Annotated in this window: 23 protein-coding genes; 10 read left to right on the top strand and 13 right to left on the bottom strand. The window is 70.0% G+C overall.

Features of this window, described 5'->3' with window-relative positions; genetic code table 11:
• Positions 1–61 precede the first annotated feature (61 nt).
• Positions 62–1,159: a redox-regulated ATPase YchF gene (ychF, locus tag AC1RN5_RS14240; RefSeq protein WP_493041804.1), complete on the top strand. Its 1,098-nt coding sequence runs from the start codon at positions 62–64 to the stop codon at positions 1,157–1,159.
• 3 nt (positions 1,160–1,162) lie between these two features.
• Here ychF and AC1RN5_RS14235 read toward each other — a convergent pair whose 3' ends face one another.
• Positions 1,163–1,864, bottom strand: a complete 702-nt coding sequence (locus AC1RN5_RS14235) for a DUF4336 domain-containing protein (protein WP_493041803.1) — start codon at positions 1,862–1,864, stop codon at positions 1,163–1,165.
• A 121-nt stretch (positions 1,865–1,985) separates the two neighbouring features.
• Here AC1RN5_RS14235 and AC1RN5_RS14230 point away from each other — a divergent pair, with 121 nt between their 5' ends.
• Complete coding sequence (locus tag AC1RN5_RS14230) at positions 1,986–2,654, top strand: dienelactone hydrolase family protein (protein WP_493041802.1); 669 nt, start codon at positions 1,986–1,988, stop codon at positions 2,652–2,654.
• Positions 2,655–2,658: 4 nt separating this feature from the next.
• Positions 2,659–3,339 carry a dienelactone hydrolase family protein gene (locus AC1RN5_RS14225; protein WP_493041801.1) on the top strand — a complete coding sequence of 227 codons (681 nt, stop codon included), beginning with the start codon at positions 2,659–2,661 and terminating at the stop codon, positions 3,337–3,339.
• A gap of 3 nt (positions 3,340–3,342) precedes the next feature.
• On the opposite strand, the gene AC1RN5_RS14220 is transcribed toward AC1RN5_RS14225, so the two are convergent.
• Positions 3,343–3,810 carry a hypothetical protein gene (locus AC1RN5_RS14220; RefSeq protein WP_493041800.1) on the bottom strand — a complete coding sequence of 156 codons (468 nt, stop codon included), beginning with the start codon at positions 3,808–3,810 and terminating at the stop codon, positions 3,343–3,345.
• 119 nt (positions 3,811–3,929) lie between these two features.
• Between AC1RN5_RS14220 and AC1RN5_RS14215 the strand changes: the two genes are divergently transcribed.
• Entirely contained in the window at positions 3,930–4,694 is a 765-nt protein-coding gene (locus AC1RN5_RS14215; RefSeq protein ID WP_493041799.1) for a pepsin/retropepsin-like aspartic protease family protein, read from the top strand.
• A gap of 61 nt (positions 4,695–4,755) precedes the next feature.
• Here the strand turns inward: AC1RN5_RS14215 and AC1RN5_RS14210 are convergent, their stop codons facing one another.
• The 3 genes from AC1RN5_RS14210 to petA are packed head-to-tail and all read right to left on the bottom strand — an operon-like array spanning position 4,756 to position 7,485.
• Positions 4,756–5,598, bottom strand: a complete 843-nt coding sequence (locus AC1RN5_RS14210; RefSeq protein ID WP_493041798.1) for a cytochrome c1 — start codon at positions 5,596–5,598, stop codon at positions 4,756–4,758.
• Between the two features lie 7 nt (positions 5,599–5,605).
• Positions 5,606–6,925, bottom strand: a complete 1,320-nt coding sequence (locus AC1RN5_RS14205) for a cytochrome b (RefSeq protein ID WP_421934682.1) — start codon at positions 6,923–6,925, stop codon at positions 5,606–5,608.
• 5 nt (positions 6,926–6,930) lie between these two features.
• Positions 6,931–7,485 carry a ubiquinol-cytochrome c reductase iron-sulfur subunit gene (gene petA, locus AC1RN5_RS14200; protein WP_421934681.1) on the bottom strand — a complete coding sequence of 185 codons (555 nt, stop codon included), beginning with the start codon at positions 7,483–7,485 and terminating at the stop codon, positions 6,931–6,933.
• 202 nt (positions 7,486–7,687) lie between these two features.
• Between petA and AC1RN5_RS14195 the strand changes: the two genes are divergently transcribed.
• From AC1RN5_RS14195 to AC1RN5_RS14180, 4 genes are read left to right on the top strand one after another with little or no spacing between them, the layout of a single operon-like run.
• Positions 7,688–8,146 (top strand): tRNA (cytidine(34)-2'-O)-methyltransferase, encoded by a 459-nt coding sequence (locus AC1RN5_RS14195; RefSeq protein ID WP_493041797.1) that lies wholly within the window; start codon positions 7,688–7,690, stop codon positions 8,144–8,146.
• Positions 8,143–9,021, top strand: coding sequence for an oxygen-dependent coproporphyrinogen oxidase (gene hemF, locus AC1RN5_RS14190; protein ID WP_493041796.1), 879 nt, complete (start codon positions 8,143–8,145; stop codon positions 9,019–9,021). Before AC1RN5_RS14195 ends, hemF begins: the two co-directional genes overlap by 4 nt.
• A 13-nt stretch (positions 9,022–9,034) precedes the next feature.
• Entirely contained in the window at positions 9,035–9,871 is an 837-nt protein-coding gene (locus AC1RN5_RS14185; RefSeq protein WP_493041795.1) for a polysaccharide deacetylase family protein, read from the top strand.
• Positions 9,871–10,485 (top strand): GNAT family N-acetyltransferase, encoded by a 615-nt coding sequence (locus tag AC1RN5_RS14180; protein WP_493041794.1) that lies wholly within the window; start codon positions 9,871–9,873, stop codon positions 10,483–10,485. The genes AC1RN5_RS14185 and AC1RN5_RS14180 overlap by 1 nt, the downstream gene beginning before the upstream one ends.
• On the opposite strand, the gene AC1RN5_RS14175 is transcribed toward AC1RN5_RS14180, so the two are convergent.
• Genes AC1RN5_RS14175 through AC1RN5_RS14145 form a run of 7 tightly spaced genes read right to left on the bottom strand, consistent with a single transcriptional unit; the run spans position 10,482 to position 15,251 of the window.
• Complete coding sequence (locus tag AC1RN5_RS14175; protein ID WP_493041793.1) at positions 10,482–11,210, bottom strand: Isoquinoline 1-oxidoreductase subunit; 729 nt, start codon at positions 11,208–11,210, stop codon at positions 10,482–10,484. The two genes, AC1RN5_RS14180 and AC1RN5_RS14175, sit on opposite strands and share 4 nt — an antisense overlap.
• 49 nt (positions 11,211–11,259) lie before the next feature.
• Complete coding sequence (locus AC1RN5_RS14170; RefSeq protein ID WP_493041792.1) at positions 11,260–11,964, bottom strand: glutamine amidotransferase-related protein; 705 nt, start codon at positions 11,962–11,964, stop codon at positions 11,260–11,262.
• Positions 11,961–13,211 (bottom strand): CCA tRNA nucleotidyltransferase, encoded by a 1,251-nt coding sequence (locus AC1RN5_RS14165; RefSeq protein ID WP_493041791.1) that lies wholly within the window; start codon positions 13,209–13,211, stop codon positions 11,961–11,963. Before AC1RN5_RS14165 ends, AC1RN5_RS14170 begins: the two co-directional genes overlap by 4 nt.
• Complete coding sequence (locus tag AC1RN5_RS14160; protein WP_493041790.1) at positions 13,208–13,486, bottom strand: hypothetical protein; 279 nt, start codon at positions 13,484–13,486, stop codon at positions 13,208–13,210. The genes AC1RN5_RS14165 and AC1RN5_RS14160 overlap by 4 nt, the downstream gene beginning before the upstream one ends.
• Entirely contained in the window at positions 13,479–14,123 is a 645-nt protein-coding gene (locus AC1RN5_RS14155) for an NUDIX hydrolase (RefSeq protein WP_493041789.1), read from the bottom strand. The genes AC1RN5_RS14160 and AC1RN5_RS14155 overlap by 8 nt, the downstream gene beginning before the upstream one ends.
• Positions 14,120–14,695, bottom strand: coding sequence for a DUF1285 domain-containing protein (locus tag AC1RN5_RS14150; protein ID WP_493041788.1), 576 nt, complete (start codon positions 14,693–14,695; stop codon positions 14,120–14,122). Before AC1RN5_RS14150 ends, AC1RN5_RS14155 begins: the two co-directional genes overlap by 4 nt.
• 43 nt (positions 14,696–14,738) lie before the next feature.
• On the bottom strand, positions 14,739–15,251 hold the full coding sequence (locus tag AC1RN5_RS14145; RefSeq protein ID WP_493041787.1) for a GNAT family N-acetyltransferase: 513 nt from the start codon (positions 15,249–15,251) through the stop codon (positions 14,739–14,741).
• 223 nt (positions 15,252–15,474) lie between these two features.
• Between AC1RN5_RS14145 and AC1RN5_RS14140 the strand changes: the two genes are divergently transcribed.
• Together AC1RN5_RS14140 and AC1RN5_RS14135 are read left to right on the top strand one after the other, a co-directional pair.
• The gene (locus tag AC1RN5_RS14140) at positions 15,475–16,737 is read left to right on the top strand and encodes an MFS transporter (protein WP_493041786.1); all 1,263 of its coding nucleotides are present in this window, start codon (positions 15,475–15,477) and stop codon (positions 16,735–16,737) included.
• Positions 16,738–16,772: 35 nt separating this feature from the next.
• Entirely contained in the window at positions 16,773–17,708 is a 936-nt protein-coding gene (locus tag AC1RN5_RS14135) for an SDR family NAD(P)-dependent oxidoreductase (protein WP_421934668.1), read from the top strand.
• Positions 17,709–17,763: 55 nt separating this feature from the next.
• Here AC1RN5_RS14135 and AC1RN5_RS14130 read toward each other — a convergent pair whose 3' ends face one another.
• Positions 17,764–18,372, bottom strand: coding sequence for a GNAT family N-acetyltransferase (locus AC1RN5_RS14130; RefSeq protein ID WP_493041785.1), 609 nt, complete (start codon positions 18,370–18,372; stop codon positions 17,764–17,766).
• Between the last annotated feature and the right edge of the window lie 58 nt (positions 18,373–18,430).

The raw sequence follows: 18,430 nt of genomic DNA, 5'->3' as shown, positions 1-18,430 counted from the left end.
GAGTTGGGCGGCGCCGGCAGACGTGCTAGGTCGCGCCCTCGTTTAGGAAATCGGACTCCCCATGGCCCTGAAAGTCGCGATCGTCGGCCTGCCCAACGTCGGCAAGTCGACCCTGTTCAACGCGCTGACCCAGACCGCGTCGGCCCAGGCGGCGAACTATCCCTTCTGCACCATCGAGCCCAACACCGGCGACGTGGCGGTGCCCGAGCCGCGCCTGGAGGCGCTGGCCGCCGTCATTCCGTCCAAGGAGATCATCCCCGCGCGGATCAACTTCGTGGACATCGCCGGCCTGGTGCGCGGCGCCTCGAAGGGCGAAGGCCTGGGCAACCAGTTCCTGGCCAATATCCGCGACTGCGACGCCGTGGCCTTCGTCGCCCGCTGCTTCATCGACGACGACATCACCCACGTGGAGGGCAAGGTCGATCCGCTCTCCGACCTGGAGACCATCGAGACCGAGCTGATGCTGGCCGACCTGGAGAGCCTGGAGAAGCGGGTCAGCAACCTGGAGAAGCGGGCCAAGGCCGGCGACAAGGAAAGCGCGACCACCCTGCGCCTGGTGCAGCTGGCCCTGACCGAACTGAACGCCGGCCGCCCGGCCCGCAAGGCCGTGGTGCCCGCCGAGGACGAGAAGGCCTGGCGCATGCTGCAGCTGCTGACCTCCAAGCCCGCCCTCTATGTCTCCAACGTCGATGAGGCCTCCGCCGCCGAGGGCAACGAGATGTCCCGCCTGGTGGCCGAGCGCGCCGCCCGCGACGGCGCCGACCACGTGGCCATCTCCGCCCAGATCGAGAGCGAGATCGCCATGCTGGACGCCGGGGAACGCGCCGAGTTCCTGGAGACCCTGGGCCTGAGCGAGCCTGGCCTGAACAAGCTGATCCGCGAGGCCTACCACCTGCTGGGCCTGCAGACCTATTTCACGGTCGGCCCCAAGGAGGCCCGCGCCTGGACCATCCACAAGGGCGACACCGCCCCGCAGGCGGCCGGGGTGATCCACACCGACTTCGAGAAGGGCTTCATCCGCGCCGAGACCATCGCCTATGAGGACTATGTCGGCCTGAAGGGCGAAGCCGGGGCCCGCGAGGCCGGGAAATTCCGCCAGGAAGGCAAGGAATACGTCGTCCGCGACGGCGACGTGCTGAACTTCCGCTTCAACGTCTGAGGCTCAAACCTTCAGCCAGGCGAAAGCCCGGGCGAGGAAGGCCCGCCCGTCGTGCTCCACCGGCGCGCCGTGGGCCATCAGCACCTTGTCCGCCGGCCATTCGAGGATGCGCCGGACCCCGACCCGGGCGGCCGGGCGATCGATGAAGGCGACGCGGAACTTGCGCGGAACCTGCGGCTCGGCCTCGACCATCAGGTCCAGCCGCGCGACGATCGCCCGCCAGCCCTTGAACCAGCCGGGCGGGAACTGCTGGATCAGGTCGGTGAAGATGGCCGTGCCGCTGGGCCGGTGGAAGAACACCACCTCCTGGGTGATGCGATTGCCCCGCACGATGACCTGATCAAGGTCTTCCACCCACTCCGACGGCGGCGCGTCGCCCAGATCGGCGTCGAAAGCCAGGTCCGGCCGCGCTTGCCGCAGACCCGGCGCGGCGTGGAACCTGGCCTTCGGATAGGCCCGCCGCCACTCGGCCAGGAACAGGTCGTGCAGGGAGTTGGACGCCACGACATGGCGCACCGGCCCCAGCGCCTCTACCTCCGCCTTGAGGCCCGAGGTGAGCGCCACCGGCGACCAGACGAGGAGATCGCCGCCGCCCAACCGGATCACCGCCATCCGCGTGGGATAGCGGAAGCCGATCACCTGGGCCTCCGGCCCGGCCGACAGCCAGATCTCCGGCCCAAAGGATCGCAGGGAGGGCGGGCTCAACGGATCGACCTCCGTGACCGATGGCGTGGGGAATCCTTAGCGCCGCGGCGCCGCAGCGCCAACCGCCCTGGACATCCCCGCCCACCGGCCTATCTCAGTCGGCAAAATCGGGAGAGACGTCATGGGTGAGTTTTCCAAGCTGAAGGGGGCCGACGGCTTCGAGTTCGCGGTCTATCGCGCCGCGCCCAAGGGTGAGCGCAAGGGCGGTGTGGTGGTGATCCAGGAGATCTTCGGGATCGACGAGCACATCGTCCGCGACGTCGACCGCTGGGCCGACCTGGGCTACGAGGCCATAGCGCCCTCCCTCTACGACCGCCGCGAGCCGGGCTTCACCGCCGGCCACGATCCGGCCGGCCTGACCGCGGGGGTCACCCATGCCCGCGCCACCCCGCTGGACCAGGCGCTATCCGACGTCGAGGCCTGCCGCGCGGCCCTGGCGCCCGCCGGCAAGGTGTTCGTGGTGGGCTACTGCTACGGCGGGTCCCTGACCTGGCTGGCCGCCTGCCAGCTGGACGGCTTCGCGGCGGGCTCGAGCTATTATGGCAGCCTGGTCCAGGCCAACGCCGACAAGACGCCGAAGTGCCCGGTCATCATCCATCTGGGCCGCAAGGACGCCGGCATCCCCGCCGACGAGGTCAAGGCCGCCGTCCAGGCGCACAATCCCGGCGTGGCGGTCTACATCTACGAGGACGCCGGCCACGGCTTCAACAACGAGGACCCCGAGCGGCTGAACCAGGCCAGCGCCGACCTCGCCCGCCAGCGCACCCTCGACCTCTTCGCGGGCGCCTGAGGCCGTGGGCGAGACCATCCGCCTGACCAGCCGGTTCGACGGCTTCGAGCTGGCCGCCTATCACGCGCCGGTTTCCGACGCGCGGCGGGGCGGACTGGTGCTGATCCAGGAGATCTTCGGGGTCACCGACCACATCCGCGAGCTGGCGGACGGGTTCGCCGAGGACGGCTACGAGGTGATCGCGCCCAGCTTCTACGACCGCATCGAGCCGGGCTTCGAGGCCGACTATAGCCAGGAGGCCATCGCCAAGGGGGTGCAGTACTCCACCGAGACCCCGTGGGACCAGGTGGCCGGCGACCTCCAGGCGGCCATCGACGCGCTGGCGCCCGCCGTCTTCGTCACCGGCTTCTGCTGGGGCGGGGCGGCGACCTGGCTGGCGGCCTGCCGCTGCACCGGGATCTCGGCGGCCTCGGCCTTCTATGGCCGCCGCATCAGCGAGCTGGTGAACGAGACGCCGAAGGTCCCCACCATCCTGCATTTCGGCCGCCACGACGCCTCCATCCCGATGGAGAAGGTCGAGGAGATCCGGGAGAAGCACCCCGACCTGCCCGTCCACGTCTATGACGCCGGCCACGGCTTCGTCTCCGACCGGCGCGCCGACTACCACCCCGACGCCGCCCGGCTGGCCCGCCTGCGCACCCTGCAGCTGTTCATGAACAACGGCGGCGGGCGCGGGGAGATGTAGGGCCTAGGCCTCGATCCGCTTGCGGGCCTCGGGGTCGCGTTCCAGCCAGCGGCCCAGGCGCGACTGGGCGGCCAGGATGCCGATCCCGGCGGCGTAGCCCGCGAAGACAGCGGTGGGATAGCGGCCGCCCGCGGCCACCGCGGCCACCTGCCAGTAGATGAAGCTGGCCGCGGCGATCAGCAGCCCGACCCCGGTGAGCACCGAGACCGCCGTTTGGCCGAAGCCCGCCATGAAGCTCATCCACACATAGCGGGCGAGGCTCCGCCGCAGCGGCAGGACCAGCAGCGGCAGGGCGAAGCTGGCCAGGGCCGCGCCGGCCGGCCAGATCAGGGCGTGGCGGGCGATGAGCCCCACCCCGCCCGGCAGGACGCTGAAGGCGTGGACCACCGCCCCGGCATAGATCAGGGCCGAGGCGGCCACCGCCACGTCCTGCATGCGCTTGAAGTCGCGCCAGGCCTTGGTGAAGGCCATCCTAGGCGCCTCGCGCGGCGGGCAGGCGGACGGGCGTCGGGACAGGCATCGCGCATTTATCGCCGAGGCCGCCACGCTTGGCTATGGTCGCAGGGCCCCTGCCCTCCCGGGAATCGCCGTTGAAGCGTCTGCTCGCCCTCGCCGCGCTCTGGCTCGCCCCGGCGCCCGCCCAAGCGGCGGCCTGCTGGTACGAGCAGGGCGTCGTCGTGGTCCCGGCCAGCATCGCCGGGATCGCCGGCGACTACATCCTCGACACCGGCAGCCCGGTCACCCAGCTCCACGAGACACGCGCTCAGATGGAGGGCCTGTCGTCCGCCTTCCGCGCCGAGGTCCGGGTCGCGGGCCTGCGGCTGGCCGACCGGCCCGTCGTCGTGGCCGATCTCGACGCCCGCACCTACGCCTTCCCCACCCCCATCGCCGGGGTGATCGGCGCCGACGTCCTGGCGGGCCAGGTGGTGGATGTCGACTTCGCCCCCTGCCGGGTGGAGATCTGGCCCGCGGGCCAGGCGCCCCGGTTCCGGGCCGCGAGGTCCCAGCGTCTGCGCCTGGCGGGCGGCGCGCCGGTGGTGGACGCCGCCGTGGCCGACGGCCCCAGGACGGCCGTGGGCGGCTTTGTGGTCTCGACGGGCCTGGACAGCGCCGTCCGCCTCGACGCGGCCCTGGCGAGCGTCCCAGGGGCCAAGGCGGAGGATCTGGCCCCCTATGGCCCGCTCCGGGCGCGCCTGCGGGCCCTGTCCCTGGCCGGGGAGCTGTTCGAGACCCTGCCGGCGGGGCTGCAGCCGCACGTGGAGGGGGCGGTTGGGGCGGTGGGCGCGCCGGTCCTGGCCCGGTGGCGGCTGAGGTTCGACTTCGCCCGCGGCCGCCTGCTGCTGGGGCGGCCCTGATACGAGAAAGGGCCCCGGCTTGCGCCGGGGCCCTCGGATCGTCTCTTGGAGAACGACGCCCCTAGTGGGCGACGTTGCGCCAGATGCGGCGGTAGCTGACGAACAGCAGGCCCGCGAACACCAGCAGGTAGATCATGGCCGCGACGCCGAACTGCTTGCGCTCGGTCTGCTTGGGCTCCGAGGCCCAGGCCAGGAAGGCCACGACGTCCTTGGCCTGTTGGTCCACGGTGGACTTGGAGCCGTCGTCGAAGGTGACCTTGCCGTCTTCCAGGGGCGGCGGCATGGCGATGAAGCCACCCTTCGGCGCATGGCCCTTGCCCTTGTAGAAGGCCGACAGGTCGCCCGCCATGTAGGGGTTGTAGTGCTTGCCCGCCGGGACTTCGAGGCCGGCCGGGGTGGCCACATAGCCCGTCAGGATCGAGTAGACGTATTGCGGTCCCTCTTCCCGGGCCTTGGTCATCACCGAGAGGTCGGGCGGATAGGCGCCGCCGTTCGAGGCGCGCGCGGCGGCCTCGTTCGGGAACGGGTTGGGGAACTTGTCGGCCGAGGTGCCCGGGCGCTGGACGACGTCACCGGTCTCGGAGTCGATGTCGTTGACCTGGTAGTCCTTGGCGATCGCCTTGACCGTCGGGTTGTCGTTCGGGTTCGGGTACTTCTCGTCATAGAACGGACCGTTCTTCTGACCGAGATTGCGGAAGGCCATCAGGTTCATCGAGTGGCAGGCCGAGCAGACCTCCCGATAGACCTTGTAGCCCCGCTGGACCTGGGCCTGGTCGAACTTGCCGAACGGACCCTCGAAGCTCCAGTGGACGTCCTTGGGCTCTTCAGGGGCGGTCGCCGCGAGCGACGGACCCGCGACGAAAGCGAACCCGAGCGCCGCGAGAATGAAACCTTTGCGCAGCATCTGAGGCTCAACCCCTCTTTTCAGGCGAAGCCGCGGCGCCGGCGGGCGCGTTGGCGGGATGCGACAGCACCGGCGCGGAGATCGACTCCGGCTGGGGCAGCGGGGTCTCGGTGAGGCCCAGGATCGGCAGCACGATCAGGAAGTAGGCGAAGTAGTAGGCCGCCGCGACCCGGGAGAGCCAGACCATCGAGTTCACGTCGGCGTCCAGGAGCTGGAAGGTCGACAGGTTCGGGATGATCTGGTCGTCGGGCAGGCGCCCGCCGCAGAAGCCCAGCACCAGGCAGGCCAGGACGAAGATGCCGAAGTAGAGCTTCGCCGTCGGCCGGTAGCGCATGGAGCGCACCTTGGAGGTGTCGAGCCAGGGCAGGACGAACAGCATGGCGATGGCGCCGAACATCATCAGCACGCCCATCAGCTTGTCCGGCACCGCCCGCAGGATCGCGTAGAACGGCAGGAAGTACCATTCCGGAACGATGTGGGCCGGGGTCACCAGCGGGTTGGCGGGAACATAGTTCACCGCGTCGCCGAGGGCGTTGGGGATGAAGAAGACGAAGGCCGCGAACATCAGCAGGAAGATCGAAATCGCGAAGCCGTCCTTCACCGTGTAGTACGGGTGGAAGGGAACGGTGTCCTCCTTGGACTTCACGTTCACGCCGGTGGGGTTGCCGTTGCCGGGCACGTGCAGCGCCCAGATGTGCAGGATCACCACGCCGGCGATCATGAACGGCAGCAGATAGTGCAGCGAGAAGAAGCGGTTCAGCGTCGGGTCATCCACCGCGAAGCCGCCCCACAGCCAGGTGGTGATGGACGGGCCGACGATCGGCAGGGCGCCGAACAGGTTGGTGATCACCACCGCGCCGTGGAAGCTCATCTGACCCCAGGGCAGGACGTAGCCCATGAAGGCCGTGGCCATCATCAGCAGGTAGATCACGCAGCCGAGGATCCACAGCACTTCGCGCGGGGCCTTGTAGGACCCGTAGTAGAGGCCGCGGAACATGTGGATGTAGACCGCGATGAAGAACATCGAGGCCCCGTTGGAGTGCATGTAGCGCACCAGCCAGCCGTAGTTCACGTCGCGCATGATGCGCTCGACGGAATTGAAGGCGTAGTCGACGTGCGGCACGTAGTGCATGGCCAGCACGATGCCGGTCACGATCTGGATGCCCAGGCAGACCGCCAGGATGCCGCCGAAGGTCCACCAGTAGTTGAGGTTCTTCGGCGTCGGGAAGTCGATCACGCTGTCGTACGCCAGGCGCACGATCGGCAGGCGAGTGTCGAGCCAGCGCTCGAAGCCGGTCTTCGGCTCGTAGTTTGAATGTCCGCTCATCGTCCTCAGCCCACCTTGACCTTGGTGTCCGACAGGAAGGCGTAGTCCGGCACCGCCAGGTTCTTCGGCGCGGGACCTTTCCGGATTCGACCGGAGGTGTCGTAGTGCGAGCCGTGGCACGGGCAGAACCAGCCGCCGTAGTCACCGCCGCCGAAGGTCGGCACGCAACCCAGGTGGGTGCAGGTGCCCACCAGGATCAGCCACTGGGCCTTGCCCGGCTTGTGGCGTTCCTCGTCGGTCTGCGGATCGCGCAGGTCGGCGTGGTCATCCTTGATGGCGGCGGCGATTTCCGCCCCGGTCCGATTGCGGATGAACAGCGGCTTGCCGCGCCACTTGATGGTGACCTGCTGGCCGGCTTCGACCTTTGTCAGGTCGAATTCCACCGAGGCGAGGGCGAGGGTGTCGCCGGCCGGGTTCATCTGGTCGATGAACGGCCAGGCCAACGCCCCAACCGCGCCCACGGCCATGACGGCCGCGGCGATGTGAATGAAATCACGCCGGTTCGGGTCTTCGCCCGAGGCATGAGGATCGGGATTTGCGCCCACGACGGTGTCGGCCACCTTAAAGCTACCCTTCGTTTGCGGCCGCGGCTTTGCGCCGAGACCCGTCTTCGACCCTGCCAGACGTTCTGGTAAGGGCCTCTCGGAATCCTATGCTGGAGCAGGTCGAATTGCCGGAAGGAACAGCGATCGCGCATTGCGGTCGCCCCCTCCCGTGATTCGCGCCTAGCCCCGGCCAATCCCGTAGGCTGGATCGCTTAGAATGCTGCTGGCGCTTTTTCAACCGGACATTCCGCAAAACCTTGGAGCGGCCCTCCGTCTCGGCGCCTGTCTGGGGGTCGGAGTCCACGTCATAGAGCCCTGTGGCTTCCCGCTTTCCGACCGCGCGATCCGCCGCGCGGCCTTGGATTACGGCGAGCCGGGCGAAGTGACGCGGCACGCCGGATGGGCCGAATTTGCGCAAAATAAGCCCGGAAGGATCGTTCTGTTCACAACCAAGGGCGCTTGCCCCCTCGGCGACTTCGTCTTCCAGCCCGACGACGTGCTGCTGTTCGGACGCGAAAGCGCGGGCGTTCCCGACGCCGTTCACGAGAGCGCCGACGCGCGGGTTTATATTCCGCTGATGCCCGGCATGCGGTCGCTGAATGTCACCGTCTCTGCGGCGATCGGTCTTTCGGAGGCGTTGCGCCAGACCGGTCAATTTCCTAAGCCAGCCGCATGACGAGCCTGCCGCCCGAGATCCAAGACCGCCGCGCCCGCGCCCAGGAATGGTTCGAAGACCTGCAATTGCGGATCTTCGCCGAACTGGAGCAGCTGGAGGAGGAGGCCCCCCCCGAACTCTATCCGGAGGAGCCCGGCCGATTCGACGCGCGCCCCTGGACTCGCGAGACCGGCGTCGGCGGCGGGATCGGCGGTCACTTCAAGGGCCGCCTGTTCGAGAAGGCCGGGGTCCACACCTCGGCGGCGACGAGCCGCTTCTCGCCGGAGATGGCCGCCCAGATGCCCGGCGCCGACAAGGACCCCTCCTATGTCTCGGCCAGCATCAGCCTGATCATCCACCCGCGCTCGCCGCGGGTGCCTACCGTCCACATGAACACCCGTTTCCTCTCGACCGCTGAAAGCTGGTTCGGCGGCGGGGCCGACCTGACCCCCATGGTGGACGAGCAGCGCAGCCAGGAGGCCGACGACGCGGTCCTCTTCCACACCGCCATGAAGGACGCCTGCGACGCCTTCGATCCGGAGTGGCACGGCAAGTACAAGGCCTGGTGCGACGAATATTTCTACCTGCCGCACCGCAAGGAGACCCGCGGGGTCGGCGGCATCTTCTACGACCGGCACAATTCCGGTGACTTCGAGAAGGACTTCGCGTTCACCCGCGCCGTGGGCGAGGCCTTCCTGGAGGTCTATCCGAAGATCGTGCGCCACCGGATGAGCGAACCCTGGACCGAGCAGGACCGGATGGAGCAGCTGGTCCGCCGCGGCCGCTATGTGGAGTTCAACCTGCTCTACGACCGCGGCACGATGTTCGGCCTCAAGGCCGGGGGCAATATCGACACCATCCTGTCCTCCATGCCGCCCCTGGTGGCCTGGCTCTGACCCGGAGACGCCCGTGCCCAGCCTCGCCGAACGCCTGGGGTACGGAGCGGACGAGCGGCTGCTGATCGTCAACTGCGACGACCTGGGCTCCAGCGCGGCGGCCAACCGGGCCATCGCGCGCGTCCTGCGCGAGGGACCGGCCACCAGCGCCACCCTGATGGTCCCCTGTCCCTGGGCCCTGGACGGCCTGGAGCAGTGCCGGGGTTTCGACCTCGGCGTGCACCTGACCCTGACCTGCGAATATCCCGGCTATCGCTGGCGACCCCTGACCGGGGCGGCCTCGCTGCGCGACGACCAGGGCTTCATGCCGCGCACCACGGCGGAGGTCTGGGAGAAGGCGGACCTGCGGGACGTCGCCGCCGAGTGCCGGGCCCAGATCGACCAGGCCCTGGCCTGGGGCGTCGACGTCACCCACCTGGACGCCCACATGGGCACGATGCAGATCGACCCGCGCTATTTCGCCCTCTTCGTGGAGCTGGCGGCCGAATACGACCTGCCGATGCGGATGTTCGGCGCCGGCGCCGAGCGGCAGCTGGGCTTCCCGGGCCGCGCCCAGGCCAGCGCGGCCGGCGCCCTCTATCCCGACTATTTCGTCAGCCCTTGGGGCCATGACGCGCGGGCGATGTTCGCCGACACCCTGGCCAGGCCGCGGCCGGGCGTGACCGAGATCTACCTGCACCCGGTGGAGGACGGCCCCGAGCTGCGGGCCTATGACCGCAAGGAGGCCCAGATCCGCATCGACGAGCTGGCCTGCCTGACCGACCCGACCCTGAAAGCCGAGATCGCCGCGTCAGGCGTCCGGCTGATCAGCTTCCGCCCCCTGCGCGACCTGCAAAGGCGGGCCGCCTGATGGCCGAGATCCGCCCCTTCGCCCCAGGCGACCTCGACGGCCTCTACGAGGTCTGCCTGAGGACCGGGGACAGCGGCCAGGACGCCACCGGCCTCTATCGCGACAAACACCTGCTGGGCGCCATCTACGCCGCTCCCTATGGCCGTCTGGCCCCGGATCTGGCCTTCGTGGTGGAGGACGGCGGGGCGGTGGCGGGCTACATCGTCGGAACCGCCGACACCCGGGGCTTCGAGGCTCTGCTGGAGGCCCGCTGGTGGCCGGTGCTGCGGGCCGCTCACCGCGATCCGCAAGGGGTTCCCTGGGCCGAGCGGACGCCCGACCAGCACCTGGAGCGCCTGTTCCACAGGCCGGCCATCGCCCCCGACGGCCTGGTGGCCCCCTACCCCGCCCACCTGCACATCAACCTGCTGCCCCACCTGCAGGGCCAGGGCATGGGCCGGCGCCTTATCGACACCTGGCTGGGCGCCGCGAAGGCCGCCGGCGCGCCCGGCGTCCACCTGGGGGTGAGCGAGGCCAACACCCGGGCCCAGCGCTTCTACGATATCTACGGCTTCCGCCGCTTCGAGGCGCAGCCGACGCCGGGGACGATCTGGATGGTGCGGGATCTGGCCTAGACGGCGGGCTTCATCGCCCCGGCCTCGGCCTTCACGTCGCGACTGGGCACCTTCACGCCGCCCGGGGCCGGGCACTTGGCGCCGGTGTCGATCCAGGCCTGGATCAGCTCGCCGAACTGCGCCTGGGTTCCGGGGGCGGCGGTGCGGCCCAGGCCCGGGTTCCAGCCCCAGGCCACCAGCTCGTCATGGGCCATGTGCTCCTGGATCTGGGCCAGAGTCCGGCCGCCGTTGCGGGCCGGATCCTTGAGCTGGGCGCAGATCTCCCCCAGCGACTTGCCCTGCCAGGCCATCTCGGCGGGAGCCAGCCCCCACTTGGGATTGCCCGGGATGGTGACGATGTGGGTCCCGCCCACCCAGACGTTCTTTGCGGTGTGGCAGGAGGCGCAGTGCAGCCCCTCGCCGTGCCCGTCCGGGCCGCGGGAGACCACCGGCATGTGGGGGTGGCGGTCGTCGCCCTGCACGGGGCGGTCCACCGGGTGGCAGTTGGCGCAGCGCGGGTGGGTGATCACCTTGCCGGCCTCCTGGAAGAGGGCGACGGAGCGGGCGTTCTTGTCGGCGATGCGGTTGAAGGCGGCGGCGGGCTTGAGGGAGGTCCGCTGCGCCATCTCCGCCAGGACCGCGGCGGCGGTCTGGCTGGGGGCGGTCTGGGCCTGGGCGCCGAAGGTGGCGGCGGCGAGACCGGCCGCGCCGACGAGGGCGAGAACGAGGGCGCTGGCGTGGCGCATGGGGGACTTCCTGGGCCGGCGCGGGGGAGACGCGCCGCAGTCCAGAACGTCAGGACCGGCGAAGCGTTGCCTGAGTCAGAAAGCGGGCGATCCAGCCGCCGACGCGGGAGCGGTCGTCAGGCTGTTCGAAGGAGAGGATCGCCCGGTCGGCCTCCTCGTCGGTGTAGCGGGTCCCGCGCCGCGCCTCGATCAGGGCCCGGGCGTAGGCGGGCTCGAACTCCGGATGCAGTTGCAGGGAGATGGCCGGCTGGTCGTCATAGGCCAGCATGCCCAGCGGCGTGAAGGCGCTGCCGGCCAGCACGGTGGCGGCGGGCGGCGCCTGCACCACCTGGTCCTGGTGGGAGGCGGGGATGGTCAGGCGCGGGGCGTCCATCCACGCCTGGGGCGCCTGGACCTCGTAGCGGTGCAGGCCGACCCCCCAGCCCTTGGGGGATTTGATCACCTTGCCGCCGAAGGCCTGGGCCATGATCTGGTGGCCGAAACAGATCCCCACCATCGGCGTCCCCCGGGCCGCCCGCAGGAAGTCCGACAGGGGCGCGATCCAGGGCAGCGGATCATAGACGCCGGCCGAGGAGCCGGTGACGATATAGGCCTCGCAGGCCTCGGCGCTGGCGGGCAGCTCGCCGGCCTGGACGTCGAAGGTCGTGTAGTCGTGCGTCCGCGGCCCCAGCAGGGCGCGGAACATGGCGGGATAGTCGCCGAACTGGTCGACGCCGGGGGGCGGGGCGCCGGTCTCCAGGATGCCCAGCCTCAATAGGCCATGCCCTGGGCCACCGCCTTCAGCTTCTCGATGGCGGAGAACTTGTCGTCGAGGAAGTCGTGGTCGACCCACCAGTCCTCCACCTCGCGCAGCACCTGGCCGACCATCGGGCCCTTGGGCACGCCGGAATGGATCACGTCGTCGCCGGTGAGCGGGAAGGTCGGCGGCGACCAGCTCTCGGCCAGAGCCAGCAGGCCCCGCCACTGGTGGGTGGCCGCGGTGCGGCCGGACCTGGCCCAGGCCAGCTTCACCCGGTCGGTGAAGGCCCGCAGGCCGATGGCGTACACCGCCCGCCGGGTCTCCCGGGGGCTCATCCAGCTGGTGATGCGCGGGGTCTTGCCCATGGCCGCCACCAGGCGGTCGCGGACCTCGTTGGACAGGCGCAGGCGCTCGGCGATCTGGGCGGCGCCCACCTGGTCCTCCGGGATCAGGGTGGCCAGGCGCAGGATGGGATCATTCTCGAACAGCTGGTCGGTCTCGATCTCCACCAGCATGTTGAAGGCGGCCAGGTCCGTGGCGCAGGGCAGGACGGCGCCCAGCACCCCGGCCTTGGCCATCAGGGCCAGAGCCGGGCGTGGCTCCTCGGCGGCCAGCAGCTTGGTGAGCTCCTTGGCGGTGCGCTCGGCCGGACGCCCCGACAGGGTCTCCTTCAGGGCCTTGCAGGCGGCCAGCGCCTTCTCGTCGGCCTCGCCCTTGCCGTACCAGGCCAGGAACCGGAAGAAGCGCAGGATGCGCAGATAGTCCTCGCGGATGCGGGTCATGGCGTCGCCCACGAAGACGATCCGCCCGGCCTTGCCGTCCTCGACCCCGCGGCCGGTGGGATCAAACAGCGTCCCGTCGCGGTCGGCATAGACCGCGTTCAGGGTGAAGTCCCGGCGCTGGGCGTCCTCGGCCCAGTCCTGGGTGAAGGCGACCACGGCACGGCGGCCGTCGGTGGAGACGTCCCGCCGCAGGGTGGTGATCTCGAAGGGCTGGTGGTCGGCCACGGCGGTGATGGTGCCGTGCTCGACCCCGGTGGGCACCGCCCTGATCCCGGCCTCGTTCAGGGCCTCGGTGACCTGGTCCGGCGTCAGGGTGGTGGCGATGTCGATGTCCTCGACCGGCCGGTTCAGCAGGGCGTTGCGCACGCAGCCCCCCACATAGCGGGCGCAGCCGGAGAAGCCCCGCGCCTCCAGCGCATCCATCACCGCGACGGCCCCGGGGGTCTTCATCCAGGGCCTTTGGCCGATACTTTCGGTCATGGTGTCTTGGGCGCTCTCTTTTCAAAATGGCCGGGCGTCACGCGCCCGTCCTGCAACACTTCGGCGGGCACATAGACCTCGCCGCGATTATCGCCATGGAACACCGCCGTGGCCATCAGAGAAAGCCCCAACAGCATCGCCCCGGCGGCGAACAGCCAGGCCCAGGGGGTGGAGCCCATCTCCCGGCCCGAGCGCCGCGCGACCTCCCGCCAGAGGAACCAGAGACCGAAGGGCAGCGCCACCAGCAGGGCCCGCGTGGCGACGACCTCAAGCAACGGCCGCGCCGTAGAGCCGCTCGTACAGCGCCCGCAGGACGCCGGCCGTGGCTCCCCAGATGAAACGGTCGTCGTGGGTCATGGCGTAGAACCTACGCTTTTCCCCGGTCGGCGCCTCACGCTCATGTTCCTCGTGATTGGCCGGGTCCATGAGGAAGCCGAAGGGGGTCTCGAAGATGTCGGCCACCTCGTCGGGATTGGGCTCGAGCGTGAATCCGTGGCGCACGAAGCCCACCACCGGGGTGATCAGGTAGCCGGTGCCGGTGACATAGGGCGAGGACAGTCCCGCCAGGGTCACGAAGTCGGGGTGCAGCCCCACCTCCTCGTGCGCCTCGCGCAGGGCCGTGCCCCAGGGGGTCTCGCCGGGATCGCGGCGTCCCCCCGGCAGGGCGATCTGGCCGGTGTGGCGGCGCAGGGTGTCGGAGCGCCGGGTCAGCAGCACCGAATAGGAGCTCTCCCGCTCGATCAGGGCCACCAGCACCGAGGCCGGGGTGAGGTCGGCGTGGGGCGTCCCGTAGGGGCCCGAGAGGTCGAAGTCCGAGCCGGTGGCGCCGGCCACGGGCTCGCGCTCCTCCAGGGGGTCGAGGTGGCGGACGATCCAGTCGCGGGTCTCGGCGGTCGCGCGGTGCGGACTCACAGACGATGGGCCCCCGCCGGGCCGACCGGGAACCAGGCCCCGTTGGAGGCGACCCCCAGGCGGGGCCCCTCCGGCGTCTGCCGCTCCTCGGACAGCTCCACCAGCTCGTAGAACACCGGGCGGGCGATCAGGGCCTCCAGGCCGCGGCGGACGTGCAGATAGGGGCGCGGCTCGCCGGTGGCGGGGTCCATCTCCACGCGGATCTCGTTCTCCGGCCCGGCCTCGACCTCGTCGCCGACATTGGTGAGGAATTTCAGGGTGTCGCCCACCTTGTCCACGCGCACGGCGATGAAGGGGGCGTCCTCGACGGTGATCCTCATCTTCTCCACCGGGGTCACCAGGTGGAAGCCGTCGGGATCCTTGCGCAGGACGGTGGAGAACAGCCGCACCAGGGCCTCGCGGCCGATGGGCGTGCCCTCGTGGAACCACAGCCCGTCCTTCTTGATGACGATGTCGATGTCGCCGCAGTGGGTGGGGTTCCACAGGTGCACGGGCGGCAGGCCGCGGCCCGGCGCCTGTTTGGCGGCGGCGATCACGCCTTCGAGGCTGGGCTTGCTGGGCGCGTCGGTCATGTGGTGAAGGTAGGGTGCGCCACGCCCCGCCTCAAGCGCGACGCTAGGGAAGCGGCGCGCCGACCAGCCCCGCCAGCCCCTCGGCCCCGCCTTCGCGCAGGGCCCGGACCAGCACCCGGCGCTGATCCACGGGTCCGGGCAGGCGCACATCCCTGGCCGGCGCGGCCGAGAAGCCGAAGCGGCTGAAATAGGGTTCGTCCCCCACAAGCAGCACCGCGGCGAAGCCCGCGGCCTGGGCCGCCTCGCAGGCCCGCTGCACCAGCAGGCCGCCGGTCCCGTACTTGCGGACCTCGGCCTGGACCGCCAAGGGCCCGAGGAAGACGGCCTCGTCGGCGCCGATGCGCACGCGGGTCATGCGCACGCAGCCCACCAGCCGACCGCCGTCCCAGGCGCAGAAGGACAGGTCGGGGCGGAACTCGGCCACCTCGCGGACGCGCTCGGAGACCTTGGTGTAGCGTCCGGGCCCGAAGGCGTGGTCCAGCAGGGCGTCCACGGCGGGACCGTCCTGGGGTTGTTCGAGCTTGAGGGTCGGCGCCTTGGCGGCGGGAAGGGTCATGGGCGTCTGGTCTTGTGCGATGAGCGGCGATCTCGCCGCCACGCACGAATGCGCCGGCCGGCGGGCGGTTCTATTCGGCGCGGCGGGCGCGCCCGGTTCGTCGCAGTCGTCGCATGACCTCGGCCCGGAAAAGGGTTCAACGCGACGCGGCGATAGGGCCATGCGCCGCCGACGTCAATCACGCGTTGCGGGGTGGGGCGCGGCGCCGCAAGGTCGCCCGCCCATGACAACGACTCCCTCCGACGGCGCGCCCGAACCCACGACCATCCGCGAGCTGATCAAGCGCCGCGACTTCATGCTGTTCTGGACCGCCCGCGTGGCCGCCACCCTGGGGGTGCAGATCCAGAGCGTGGCCCTGGGCTGGCAGATGTACGCCGTGGCCCGCGAGACCATGGATGTGAAGCAGTCGGCCTTCTATGTCGGGCTGATCGGCCTGGCGGCCTTCGTGCCGGTGCTGTTCCTCTCCCCCTTCGCCGGTGAGACCGCCGACCGCCACGACCGGCGCAAGGTGCTGCTGATCTGCTATGTGGGCGAGATCGCCACGGCGCTCACCCTGGCGCTGGCCTCCATCTACCACTTCGCCAGCATTCCCCTGCTGCTGCTGCTCTCGGCCCTGTTCGGGGCCAGCCGCGCCTTCATGGGCCCCTCCTCCACCGCGCTAGGCCCCATGCTGGTGCCCCGAAGCCTGCTGCCGCGGGCCATCGCCTGGAATTCGCTCGCATGGCAGGGGGGCTCGATCCTGGGGCCGGCGGTGGGGGGCCTGCTGCTGGCCCACTCCACGGGCCTGTCCTATTCGGTGACCACCGTCCTCTACGTCCTGGCCTTTCTTTGCGTCTTCCTGATCCGCGGGGTGACCCAGCCCATCGTCCAGGCCGGCTCCCGCTGGGCCCTGATCAAGGAGGGGCTGGTCTACACCTGGACCAACAAGATCGTTTTCGGGGCCATCTCCCTCGACCTGTTCGCCGTCCTGCTGGGGGGCGCCACGGCCCTGCTGCCGGTGTTCGCCCGCGACGTGCTGCACGTCGGCCCCAGCGGCTTCGGAATCCTGCGGGCGGGCCCGGCCATCGGCGCCACCCTGGTGGCCGTGATCCTGGCCAGCCGGCCGATCCGTCAGAACGCGGGGATCACCATGTTCGCCGGGGTGGCGGTGTTCGGGGCGGCCACCATCGTCTTTGGCCTGTCGAAGTCCTTGCCCCTGTCGGTGGCGGCGCTCGCCGTCCTGGGGGGCGCCGACATGCTCAGCGTCTATGTCCGCCAGACCCTGGTGCAGATCGTCACCCCCGATCACATGCGCGGTCGGGTGGCGGCGGTCTCCTCCCTGTTCATCGGGGCGTCCAACGAATTGGGGGAGTTCGAGAGCGGCGTCGTGGCCCGGTTCTTCGGCCCGGTGGGCGGCGCGATCTTCGGCGGGGTCGGGGCTTTGATCGTCACCGGCCTCTGGGCGAAACTGTTTCCAGACTTGCGCAAGGCTGACCGGCTCGAATAACAGTTCCCGAATTAATATTTCAGGGAGATTGGTTCATGGGTGCTCTTTCAGGCAAAGTTGTTCTTGTTACGGGCGGCGGCAACGGTATCGGCCGCGATTGCGCTCTGATCGCCGCGCAGGAAGGCGCGAAGGTTGTCGTCAACGATCTGGGCGGTGGGCTGAAGGGCGAGGACGAAGGTTCGGCCGGTCCGGCTGAATCCGTCGCCCAGGAAATCCGCGCCGCGGGCGGTGAAGCGGTTTCCAACTCCGACAGCGTCACCGACCTCGACGCCGTCTACGGCATGGTCGAACAGGCCAAGAAGGAATTCGGCGGTCTGCACGCCGTGATCAATCCGGCCGGGATCCTGCGGGACGTGATGTTCCACAAGATGACCGAGGCCGAATGGGACTCCGTCATCGCCGTCCACATGCGCGGCTCCTTCAACGTGGCCCGCGCCACCATCGAGCTGTTCCGCGAGCAGAACGACGGCGCCTACATGTTCTTCACCTCGACCTCGGGCCTGCTGGGCAACATCGGCCAGGCCAATTACGGCGCGGCCAAGATGGGCATCGCCGGCCTGTCGCGCATCATCGCCATGGAAGGCGCCCGCAACAACGTGCGCTCCAACTGCGTGGCCCCGGTCGCCTGGACCCGCATGACCCAGTCGGTGCCGGTGAAGGATGAAGCCGCCGCCGCCCGCCGCGCCGTGATGGCCGAGAAGATCCGCGCCGACCAGCCGGCCCGCTTCTCCGTGGCCATGATCACCCCGGCCGCCGCCAGCGTCTCGGGCCAGATCTTCGGCTCCTCGGGCGAGACCATCACCCTCTATTCGCAGCCGCGGCCCATCGAGACCGTGACCAAGGAAGAGGGCTGGACTGTCGACAGCATCATCAAGGAAGCCATCCCCGCGATGGCGCCGAAGTTCTACCCGGTCACCCGCCCGCCGCTGGCGAGCCAAGGCGCGGCCCCGGCCACGGCGCCCGCCTCCTAAGCGCGGACGTTCCGACACGACGATCAGGACCCCGGCCGCGAGGCCGGGGTCTTTTTCATGTCCCGTGCAGGGCCCGCCACTGGTCGCGGGTCATCTCCCAGTAGAGGGAGCGGCGGATGGTCCCATCGGGACGCACGCTGTCGCGCTCCCCCATGCGCACGAAACCGGCGGCCTCGATCACCCGGGCCGAGCGGACATTGTCCAGGGCCGCGGTCAGGCCCACCAACCGCACCCCCAGGGCCTCGAACATCCAGCCGAAGGACCGCGCCGCGCCGGAACTGCCCTGGCCCCGGCTCTGCAGATCCGCGCGGCGGCCCCCGACGATCTCCGCCGAGGACCGGTCGGGCCAGACCGAGAAGCGGGAATAGCCGGCCACCTCGCCAGCCGGGTCCAGGGAGACGAACAGGATCGCCTCCCCCTTCTGGCGCAAGTCCTCGGCCTCGGCGACCCAGGCGCCCACCGTCTCGGCGTTGATGGGCCTGGGCAGGTCGTAGATGGGGCCGGAGACCGCCGGATCGCTGAGGAGGGCCACCAGGCCCGGCACATGTTCGGGCCCGGCCAGGACGCTGTCGGGGGAGCCCGGCTGGGCGGTCCGCACGGCCTGGCGGATGGCGGCCTCCTCCTCGGGCGTGGCCACCAGGACCGTCTTCGGTGGGGCGCTCATGGACCTCTCCCTGGCTGGGCTCTTGGTGGCCCGGAACTTGCGTAACCTTAACCGCTAG

The organism is Phenylobacterium sp. GW821-FHT12F10 (assembly GCF_058806695.1).
The sequence above is the reverse complement of the archived record's forward strand: the minus strand, read 5'-3'. Positions and strand labels throughout refer to the sequence as shown.